Below are 10,506 nucleotides of genomic sequence, written 5' to 3'. Positions count from 1 at the left end.
TCGCTCGTTGTCAGTACAGTTGTCACTCCGTCTGGCCTATGCGTACATATTTTATAGATGGCTTTATAAAAACCTCATGAGGGAGAATTCGGGATGAATGAACAGAAAAAGAATGATTCTATAGATCGTAATCGCCCAGAAACTTCAAGCGTGTCAAATAGCTTTGAAACAAACGCTACATCAGCAGCGACAAAGCGTGTATTAATCGTAACCGCTGTTGATGCGGAAAAAGAGGCTGTACTGCGCGGCCTGGGTGACCAAGCTGCTCACTTTGATGTAATTGCTGCGGGCGTAGGCCCTGCCTCGGCCGCAGCAGGAACCGCTGCCGCGCTGGCCTTTGCCTCAGCAGCTGCTGGCGCAAATACGCCGGCACAGGGCTCCGCTGCGCCAAGCGAACCCGATGCGGCACAAGCATCTGCCGCATCCTCAAGGCAGGGGCCCCTTGCCGGAACCGGACTGACCCCAGCGTACACGCTGGTGGTTAGTGCTGGCATCGGCGGCGGGTTCCCCGGCCGGGCGGACGTCGGCTCCCTCGTGGTGGCCGACGCCATGGTTGCCGCCGATCTGGGCTCGCAGACGCCAGACGGCTTCCTCAGCGTGGACGAGCTCGGTTTCGGCTCGTCCCGTGTGGCGGCGGACGCGGTGCTTGCCGCACGCCTGCGCCATGAGCTGCAGCGGGCAGGGCTCGCTGTCAGCGGTGGCACGGCGGTCACCGTATCCACGGCGACCGGAACTGCCGAGACGGCCGCGGAGCTGCTGCGCCGCGTGCCGGATGCGGCCGCCGAAGGCATGGAAGGCTTCGGCGTAGCAACTGCAGCCCAGCAGTTCGGCGTGCCAGCACTCGAACTGCGGGCTATATCCAACGCGGTCGGTCCACGCGACCGCGACGCCTGGCGCATCAAGGACGCCCTGGATGCGCTTCAGGCTGCAAGTTCCATTTTACGGGAGGTACTTACATCATGAAAATTGCATTTTCCCCTTGTCCTAACGATACATTTATCTTTCACGCCTGGGTGCATGGACTGATTCCTGGTGCACCTGAGCTTGATGTCCGTTATGCGGATATCGATATTACCAACGGCCTTGCGGCAAATCCGGATGGACCAGATACACCTGAAGTTATGAAAATATCCTATGCAGCACTGCCTTATGTGCTGAATGATTATGCGCTCTTGCCTGCGGGCGGCGCACTTGGCAGAGGATGTGGTCCGCTGGTTCTGACCGCTAACGGTACAACCGATCCAGCCTATCTCTCGGGACGCCGAGTTGCCGTGCCGAGCGAACGTTCAACAGCCTACCTGTTATTCCGTCTCTGGGCAGCACAAAATGTTCCCGGCGGTGTAGGCGAGATTGTCGTTATGCCATTCGATCAGATTATGCCTGCTGTCCGGGACGGCAAGATCGATGCCGGCTTGGTTATCCATGAGGCACGCTTCACGTACCAGAATTATGATCTCAAACTTATGACCGATCTCGGTAACTGGTGGGAAAGCGACACTGGCCTGCCAATCCCGCTGGGTGCAATCATCGCCCGGCGCAACCTGGATGCTCACGCTCTTGCAGGTTGGGCACGTGCCTCAGTGGAATACGCTTGGGCGCATCCGGATGAGTCCAAAGCATACGTCATGGAACATGCACAAGAGATGGACCCAGATGTAACTGCACAGCATATTGGCTTGTACGTTAACGAGTTCAGCGCCAACCTGGGCGATGACGGTTACGGAGCAATTACAGCGCTGCTTGGACGTGCGATGAAAGAAGGTCTTGTTCCCAAGTTCGATCTGGATTTGTTGCGGATCTAATTTGTCAGGCATCAATTCAGACAAATCAATGAGACTAGGCTGTGTCCAATTTCGTTTTTCTATTTTCTATTGGGGATAAATCTCAGCGAAAAGACAGAAAAACAGAATGAACGGTGAAATAACGTTTCTGTGATTCATTAGATTCCAGCACCTGTGGAATTCCGCATATTAACGTAACTCTAGTTCGTTAGATAATACGAAGGGCTGTCCTATAAAGTCATATTCATGACAGTAGGACAGCCCTTATTAATTTATTCAACAACACACCGAACCTATACAAAATGTTGATCCAAACACCATTATTCCGCTGCTACCGTGCGAATCATAACCCGAAGAGCATCCAGCATCATGGGAATGGGCAGTGACGGCACCGAAGGCTGAAGCACAGCCATCTCTGTTGAAGCCGGAAAATGTACAAATCCGGCACGAATCGGAAGCTGCTTCAACCGAATATGATCCAGCACCCGGTACATCGTATTGTTGCAAATATACGTGCCTGCCGTATTGGACACCGCAGCCGGGATGCCTGCTGCCCCCATGTTATTCACCATCGCACGAATGGGCAATGTGGAGAACAGACCGTCTGGGCTGCCTTCCACGATGAGCTCGTCCACGGGAAGCTGGCCTTGGTTGTCCGCATAGGAGCCAGGAGGAATGTCTTTGACGTTAACAGCAATCCGTTCAGGTGTAATGGCTGTCCTGCCTTTGGCCAAACCACAGGCGATGACGACATCCGGTTGATAGGATTCCATCTCTGCGATCAGCAGATCCGCACATTCATCGAAGTGCACAGGCAGCAGCACTGTTTTCAGCTCCGCTCCCTCTATCACTTCCTGCGCAAGTGCCTCCATCAGCTCTCCCGTTGGATTCACTGCATCCCCGCCAAAAGGTTCAAATCCGGAGATCAGAATTTTCACCATCGCTTTTCCACTCCTGTCTATTTACTCGGATTTGTAACGCAGGCCCCACTGCCCACGAATCGTGTCCATCAACTTCATGATTTCCAGGGATTCGTCCAGTTGGATCGTTCTGCTCTCCGTACGTCCTTCCAGAATGCAGCGCCCTGCTTCCTCCGCTTCAAACGCATATCCAATACACGTCCGGTCATCGGTAAATGTCTCCGGTTCGTCCAGACCGTTCACGTGCAGATAAGCTTCTTTGCCTGCCAGGAAAAGTGGTAAACGAATGTACCCTTCCGTGCCATATATGACCGCTTCGTTACTCAAGTTAAGACGAATGGCCCCATTCAGCGATGCAGAACGTCCTTCGGAATAAGACAACAGTACGGAGAACTGTTCGTCCACACCCGTCTGTCCAATGTTCGCCGTACTCCACACATGCTGAGGCTGCTCGCCAAAAATCATGGACGCGAAGGAGATCGGATATACCCCAGCATCAAGCAGAGCACCTCCACCCAGATCCGGATTGAGCAATCTGCCTTCCGGCTCCCAACCTACACGAAAGCCAAAGTCTGCTTTGACCAAACGTACCTCGCCGATTCTTCCTTCCGCAATCCATGCTCTCGCTTGGGTAATTGGTGGCAGAAAGCGTGTCCACATGCCTTCCATAAGAAAAAGATTGCGCTCACGAGCCTTCTCCACCAGTTGCTCCAGCTGACGGGCATTCATCGTAAACGGTTTCTCACAGAGTACTGCTTTGCCCGCTTCCAAACAAGCAAGCACATTTTCCTTATGTAGCGGATGCGGTGTTGCCACATAAATAATATCCACTTCAGGGTCCTGAAGCATCTCTTCATATGAACCGTAAGCGCGTGCAAAACCATATTCAGCTGCAAACTTCTCTGCGCTTCCGGATGTTCGTGAACCCACCGCCGCTTTTACAGCGTTTCCGGCATGCTCCAGATCTCGGGCGAACTGGGATGCAATCCATCCTGTACCCATAATGCCCCAATTCACCTTATCCCGTCCAACAACTTTCGTCATCGTAAAGCCTCCCCTGATATCAACATATTTTAAAAAGATCACGATCTCGATTAGGCCAACACGGAGTCTTCTTTATTTTACCAAAAAGAAGCGCTTGCGTCAGACCCGTTTCATCTCTTACATTCCATGCTCTAAGTTCAATGATCTAATTGAGATTCACTCTCATTTCAATTTTTTCGTATTTTTGCTAAGATGATTGCAGATCACGGATGAAAGGACGACCCGACTTTGTCCACACTTTTAACCATTGATAAACTAGTAAAACGTATCGGTTTAACCGAGCAGCGTATTTTATTTGAACATGTGAACGCAGAAGTGGATCAGGGAGAACGTATTGCCATACTCGGTGCATCCGGCCAAGGGAAGAGCACATTGCTCCGCATTCTCGCCCTGCTGGATATTCCTGATGAAGGAGACCTGATCTGGAAAGGAATTTCTTATCGGGATTCGGACCCTCGTATCTGGCGTACACGCATGACTTACGTCGCACAGCAGGCTGTCATGCTGGCAGGCAGTGTGGAAGATAACCTGAAAACAGTGCATCTGCTTCACAGGCAGCCATACGATCAGGACCTCGCCCGCCGCCTGCTTGCAGGGATGGGATTGGAGAATCTTGATATTCATAAGCGGGCCATCGACCTCTCCGGTGGGGAGAAACAGCGCATAGCCCTAATCCGTTCCATGATGCTGCGTCCTGAGGTCCTGCTGCTGGATGAAGTGACTGCTTCCCTGGATCGGACCAACGCACGCCTGGTGGAAGAGCAATTGACCCGCTGGAGCCAGCAGGAAGGTACTTCGCTCGTCTGGGTTACCCATGATCAGGAACAGGCACAATCATTCAGTACAACCACCTGGTTTATGGGCAATCAGACACTGCTGGAACGCCAGCCGACAGCTCATTTTTTTGACAATCCGGCCACTGACTTGGCCAGACAATTCATTATGCACCCTGCCCCTGCGGCAGAATAAGGAGAAATCATGTCACTCATCGCTTTGAGTTTTACCATTATATTTGTGATGGTCACTATGCTCATCTCTGTCTGGCAGAAGCTTGATCTGGAAAAGGATATTGCTATAGGCACCGTTCGTTCCGCTGTACAGCTGTTGCTTGTCGGATATGTACTTCAATTTATATTTAACTCGGACCACCCCGTTCTTATCATTGCCATTGTCGGATTCATGATAATAGTAGCCTCCATTAATGCTGGCAAACGCGGCAAAGGACTTCGCTGGATTTCCTTGTATATTGCGGCTGCCATTACAGTTACGGAGCTGCTCATGATGGGACTGTTGTTGGGACTTGGGATTGTAGAGCCTACTCCCCAATACATTATTCCATTGAGTGGGATGACCATCGGTAATGCCATGGTAGTGTCCGGGCTGTTCCTGAATCAGATGAAACGCGAGGTCGAGTCCTCCAAAGGAGAGATTGAATCCCTGCTTGCTCTGGGCGCAACGCCAAGACGTGCTTTTCAGGACGTATTGAAACGTTCTGTAAAATCCAGTATGATCCCCACGATCGATGGCATGAAAACGGTAGGACTTGTACAGCTTCCTGGCATGATGACAGGCATGATTATTGCGGGTGCTGATCCGGTTGAGGCCGTGCGTTACCAGATTCTGATCGTGTTTGCTTTTACAAGCTCAGCCGCCATTACCAGCATCCTTCTCAGCCTGATGACATACCGACAATGGTTCACATCGGATATGCGGCTGCGTTCGCTATGACATATCAACCTCGTCAGGAAAAGAGGTCACACCATGTTAACCCATCCAAGCACTAATAATAATCGGAATGCCACCCACATGTTGACCCAACCAGATCAGCCAAAACGCACTGATGAATCCATGACACGAACGGAAATGGATGCTTTTCTGAACGATGCGCTGCTCGAACTTCGTCAGGCAGAGCTGGTTACTGTGAATACGCATTGGCAATGGAGTCAAACTAAGCTTCCTCACCATACCTTTGTTTACATGCACAAATTCACGGGCAAGCTGGTAGCGAATGGCATCGAATCCCTTGTCACTCGTAAATCCGCCTTCTTGTCTACACCGGGAAACTCTCTTGAGCTTTTCTCTGATGCGGGCCATGAGATTGAATTGTATATCATTCATTTCGATCTGTTTCGGGTTGCTGAGAAAACGGAAGAACGGCGAATATATGAGCGAGAGCTTGGTTCACCTGTAACAGGGTGGATTCAAGGCCCTTACTATGGGATACAGCGAATTGCCGCACAATTAACAACTGAAGCTTCACAGACCAGCCTGAAAGTGCAGCTGCTTCTGACCGATCTGCTTCATACGCTCTGGCCGCAGGAAGGTCAGGTGCATGCGGAAGGACAGGACGAGCCTGAGCATTGGCTCAGATCAACCTTACAGTACATGCGGGAAAACTATATGAACGAAATCAAGCTGGAGAAGCTGGCCGAACTGGCAGGTATGCATCCGTCGTATTATTCACAGCTGTTTAAGAGCCGGATGCAGAAAAATCCTATCGAATATATCACTCATTTACGAATGAATCGGGCCAAGGAATTGCTCATGACTTCAGATCTGCGTATTCGTGATGTAGCCCGCCAGGTAGGCTATCGGGATGAATTCTATTTCAGCCGCCGGTTCAGGAACCATGCCGGTTATGCGCCTACTTCCTATGCCAAGCAGGTACATCGAAATATCGTCTCACTCTCCTATCCATACACCGATCACCTGATGACACTTGGCATCACACCATGTGCAGCGCAGATCCAAGGCCATCTGCCCCATGTTCCCAAATCGTTGACATTGCCATTCCATGCCTATGAGCCGTGGGAACAGGGACGCCAAGCATTCCTTGACGTGAATCCCGATTTGATTCTGACCAAGGACAACGCAGCCGCTAAAGCGATGGAACATATCGGAGATGTCGCTCCAATCATCACCGTCCCTTGGAATCAGACAGACATGTTTGGTCATTTGCAGAAAATAGCCTCTATCGTGGATCGTACTCAAGCGGCTAAGGAGTGGCTGGATCGGCATGAGCGTAAGGCGGAGCGGGCTCGCAAAAAGATCAGGGAGACAGCGGGTCAAGTCACCGTCGCGATCTGTACCTTAACTGCAAAAGGACCGCGTATGTACAGCAATCGCAACTTCGGTCATGTATTTTACCGCAGCCTGCATCTGTCACCTCCAGATCGAATTCAGAAGGAACTAACGGGCAAACCTGCCGGTGTGGGATTCAATTGGATGTCTTTCACGCCTGGAGAATGGGACGGCCTCGAAGCGGATGTGCTGCTGATTGCGGTTACGTCCATGCACGAACGTACTACTCTGTTGCAGCAGATTACTGTTGATCCGTTGTGGAAAAACTATCCTGCGGTAAAAGCTGGACGTGTGCATGTCATAGACTGGAATTCATGGGTGGTATATGCTCCGTATTCCATCAACATCCAGCTCGATGAAGCGCTCTCTATGTTGACGAACAAACCAGCATTTCTGTAATCTAAAAAATGTCCATCTCTAGAATCTTAATTTATGCCATGTACGGGCCTGAATTAAGATTTTATAATGTTCACTAATTGATAATGATAATCAATAACAACAGCAAAGCGTTGTTGGTACCAAAGGAGTGACCCGCATTCAACATCCGGGACTATCACAACGTCCGTCCAAATCAAGAAAATCCGCAGTGACGGTTGGCCTGATGTTTTTGGCGGCCATTGCCACATTGCTGCTTAGTATGTTTGTCGCCATTTCTCTTGGTGCCAAGGGGCTGACACTGGAGACCGTATGGACTGCCATATTTCAGTACAACCCGGCTTTGACGCCGCATCAGATTATTCACGAGCTACGGTTGCCACGTGTCATTGCTGCTGCTGTCATTGGCGCAGCCTTTGCTGTGGCCGGAGCGCTCATGCAGGGAATCACACGTAATCCGCTGGCAGATACCGGCATTCTGGGGATCAATGCAGGCGCTACCTTTGTCGTGGCGCTCAGCTTTGCCTTCTGGCCGGGATTGCCTTACGGATGGATTATGTTCCTGTCATTTGCAGGGGCTGTGCTTGGCACGCTGCTCATTTTCCTGCTGGGAATGGCGGCCCCTGGAGGACTGACATCCATCAGGCTTACCGTTGCGGGTGCCGTTATTGCAGCCATGCTGAGTTCGCTCAGCACTGGTGTCGCCATATATTTTGACTTGAGCCAGGATTTGGCCTTCTGGTATGCGGGTGGTTTCGGGGGAATTGAATGGCGGCATCTGAAGCTGATTCTGCCTGTTCTGCTCGTTACTCTCGTGCTTACTTTGCCTATGGCCCGTCGGATATCTCTCATGTCGCTAGGAGAAGAAGTTGCGATTAATCTCGGAATCAATCTCCGTTGGACCAGGCTGTTTGCCTTGACGGCGGTTGTTGTGCTGGCTGGCGTATCCGTTTCTGCTGTAGGCTCGATCGGCTTTGTTGGGCTGGTCATTCCACATATTTCTCGCAAATTGGTTGGCGTGGATTATCGACTCATCATTCCGATGTCCTCCCTGCTCGGGGCTGTCTTGCTGGTGCTCGCCGATCTGGGATCACGTATTGTGAACCCGCCTCAGGAACTGGCAGTAGGCATTATGGTCGCTTTTGTCGGTGTACCCTTCTTCCTCTATCTGGCCCGTAAAGAAAGGAGGGCCCTATAGCGATGAACACCAATACACCTTCACGAGGCAAACGTTCCATAGCGGTCAGCGTTACGCTGCTCTGCATCGCCTGTGCCGTTATCGTTATCAGCCTCAACTCGGGAACAATTCGTCTGTCCCCAATAGCCGTGCTTCACACCCTGCTTGGCTATGGTACGCCGGATGATCAGATTGTATTGTTCGACTATCGACTGCCACGCATTCTGGTCACTGTACTCGCCGGAGCGGGACTCGGTGCGGCTGGTGCAGCACTGCAAGGCATTACACGCAATCCATTGGCCGATCCGGGCATCCTCGGCTTGCATGCAGGAGCAGCTTTTGGATTGATGGTATTCGTAAGTTTCTCCCATTCCATGAATGGCTCAGTTGCCTTGCTGATTCCGTTGTTTGCTTTTGCAGGCAGCGTCGTTGCGGCGTTGATTATCATGCTGCTATCCTATGACCGACATAACGGAGTATCCCCCATTAAACTTATTCTGGTCGGCATTGCCGTAGCAGCCGGTTTCCATGCCCTGACGCTCTATCTGTCCCTGCGTTTGGATGAAGACACCTATTCCTTCGCCGCCCGCTGGCTGGCAGGTAGCGTCTGGGGCAGAGACTGGGTTCATGTTCAAGCGCTGCTTCCATGGATTGTGCTGTGCATCTCGTACATATGGAGCCGATCCAAAACGCTGGATGCCTTCAATCTGGGAGATGCTGCCGCGACCAGTATTGGTACACCCGTCAGATCCCAACGTGTTATTTTGCTATTGTGCACGGTAGCATTATCTGCCGTCAGTGTGTCCATGGCTGGCGGGATCGGATTCATTGGTCTGGCGGCGCCGCATCTGGCCCGCAGACTGGTTGGCCCAATGCATCGCCATCTGATCCCAGCCGCAGGACTCATCGGCATGGTGATCCTGGTTGCCGCCGATACGGTTGGGCGAACGATCTTTCAGCCCAATTCCATTCCGGCAGGTGTTGTGGTCGCGGCGATAGGCGCACCTTACTTTTTATACCTGTTGGTACGAACCAAGTAATGGCTTTATCGGAACAATCCGAATAATTCACCGGTACACCCAACATAAAAACGACATCCATGAGATGTTCAAGGAGATTGAGATTACCCATGTTAAAGAAAAACCTTATGCTCTTCATGAGCATCTGTCTGGTGCTTGTACTCGCAGCCTGCGGGAACGCCAATAATTCATCCTCTGCGTCGGAAGGTTCTACTACGGACACTTCGAACGCTACACAGGATACCAATTCCGCTTCCGGGGATCAACGCATCGCATCCATGTCGATCCATCTGACCAATGACCTGCTGTCCCTCGGCATTACACCGGTTGGTTCGGTGATCGGCGGGGAAGCCAAAGCCTTCCTGTCCCATGTTGCTGACCGTCTTCAAAATACAACACCGCTCGGTCCCGTTAAGGACCCGGACATGGAAGCCTTGCTTGCCCTGAAACCAGATGTCATCTATCTGGACGAAGAATTTTCCGGTGATGATATTGCCAAATTCGAGAAAATTGCTCCTGTACACGTCTTCAATCTGGATGATGGCACTTGGCGCGACCACCTGAAAGACATTGGTAAACTGGTCAACCGCGAGAAAGAAGCAGAGCAATACATTCAGGATTATGCAACTGAAACGGAAGAAGTGAAATCCCTGATTCACGATACAATCGGTGACGGCACCGTAATGGCTATCCGTGTTACCGCCAAAGAATTGCGTGTATTCAGTACACGCCGTCCAATGGGCCCGATTTTGTATGAAGATCTGGGGTTAACTCCAGCTAAAGGCATTGAGGAATTCGATTCGTCCAAACCCTATCAAGTTGTTTCACGTGAAATACTGCCGGACTTTGATGCAGATGCGATCTTTGTTGTTGTGAACTCGGATGATGAAGCTCAGAACATGTTCAAAGAGCTGCAAAACAATCCGATCTGGCAAGGACTGAAGGCTGTCAAAGCAGGTCATGTCTACCCGATCGGTGCTCAACCTTGGCTGGACTATTCTTCGATCGGCAATAAAATGGCCATGGATGAAGCCAAAGAAATGTTTTCTAAGAAATAAAATGATCCTTACGCACAACATTTAAAAAACACCAAAAAACCTCTCTTTGTA

Annotated in this window: 10 protein-coding genes; 8 read left to right on the top strand and 2 right to left on the bottom strand. The window is 51.1% G+C overall.

From position 1 onward, the window contains the following. Window positions 1-93 precede the first annotated feature (93 nt). Both G3352_RS09935 and G3352_RS09930 read left to right on the top strand, forming a co-directional pair. Window positions 94-963: a futalosine hydrolase gene (locus tag G3352_RS09935; RefSeq protein ID WP_481856277.1), complete on the top strand. Its 870-nt coding sequence runs from the start codon at window positions 94-96 to the stop codon at window positions 961-963. Continuing rightward, window positions 960-1,802 (top strand): 1,4-dihydroxy-6-naphtoate synthase, encoded by an 843-nt coding sequence (locus G3352_RS09930; RefSeq protein ID WP_163756106.1) that lies wholly within the window; start codon window positions 960-962, stop codon window positions 1,800-1,802. The genes G3352_RS09935 and G3352_RS09930 overlap by 4 nt, the downstream gene beginning before the upstream one ends. Window positions 1,803-2,101: 299 nt before the next feature. On the opposite strand, the gene pcp is transcribed toward G3352_RS09930, so the two are convergent. Both pcp and G3352_RS09920 read right to left on the bottom strand, forming a co-directional pair. Continuing rightward, window positions 2,102-2,722: a pyroglutamyl-peptidase I gene (gene pcp, locus G3352_RS09925; RefSeq protein ID WP_205524803.1), complete on the bottom strand. Its 621-nt coding sequence runs from the start codon at window positions 2,720-2,722 to the stop codon at window positions 2,102-2,104. Between the two features lie 21 nt (window positions 2,723-2,743). Then, the gene (locus G3352_RS09920; protein ID WP_163756104.1) at window positions 2,744-3,745 is read right to left on the bottom strand and encodes a Gfo/Idh/MocA family protein; all 1,002 of its coding nucleotides are present in this window, start codon (window positions 3,743-3,745) and stop codon (window positions 2,744-2,746) included. A gap of 228 nt (window positions 3,746-3,973) precedes the next feature. Here G3352_RS09920 and G3352_RS09915 point away from each other — a divergent pair, with 228 nt between their 5' ends. From G3352_RS09915 to G3352_RS09890, 6 genes are all read left to right on the top strand, one after another. Continuing rightward, on the top strand, window positions 3,974-4,714 hold the full coding sequence (locus tag G3352_RS09915; RefSeq protein ID WP_079695103.1) for an ABC transporter ATP-binding protein: 741 nt from the start codon (window positions 3,974-3,976) through the stop codon (window positions 4,712-4,714). 9 nt (window positions 4,715-4,723) lie between these two features. Beyond that, entirely contained in the window at window positions 4,724-5,473 is a 750-nt protein-coding gene (locus G3352_RS09910; protein ID WP_090952944.1) for an ABC transporter permease, read from the top strand. 33 nt (window positions 5,474-5,506) lie between these two features. Then, window positions 5,507-7,225, top strand: a complete 1,719-nt coding sequence (locus G3352_RS09905; RefSeq protein WP_163756102.1) for a helix-turn-helix domain-containing protein — start codon at window positions 5,507-5,509, stop codon at window positions 7,223-7,225. A 202-nt stretch (window positions 7,226-7,427) separates the two neighbouring features. After that, window positions 7,428-8,399, top strand: a complete 972-nt coding sequence (locus G3352_RS09900) for a FecCD family ABC transporter permease (protein ID WP_205524825.1) — start codon at window positions 7,428-7,430, stop codon at window positions 8,397-8,399. A gap of 2 nt (window positions 8,400-8,401) precedes the next feature. Beyond that, window positions 8,402-9,418 carry a FecCD family ABC transporter permease gene (locus G3352_RS09895; protein WP_163756100.1) on the top strand — a complete coding sequence of 339 codons (1,017 nt, stop codon included), beginning with the start codon at window positions 8,402-8,404 and terminating at the stop codon, window positions 9,416-9,418. An 89-nt stretch (window positions 9,419-9,507) separates the two neighbouring features. Further along, the gene (locus tag G3352_RS09890; RefSeq protein ID WP_063568242.1) at window positions 9,508-10,455 is read left to right on the top strand and encodes an iron-hydroxamate ABC transporter substrate-binding protein; all 948 of its coding nucleotides are present in this window, start codon (window positions 9,508-9,510) and stop codon (window positions 10,453-10,455) included. Window positions 10,456-10,506 lie beyond the last annotated feature (51 nt).

It is taken from the genome of Paenibacillus sp. ALJ109b (assembly GCF_010747435.1).
Lineage (GTDB): Bacteria > Bacillota > Bacilli > Paenibacillales > Paenibacillaceae > Paenibacillus > Paenibacillus taichungensis.
This window is presented reverse-complemented; position numbering and strand designations above follow the sequence as displayed.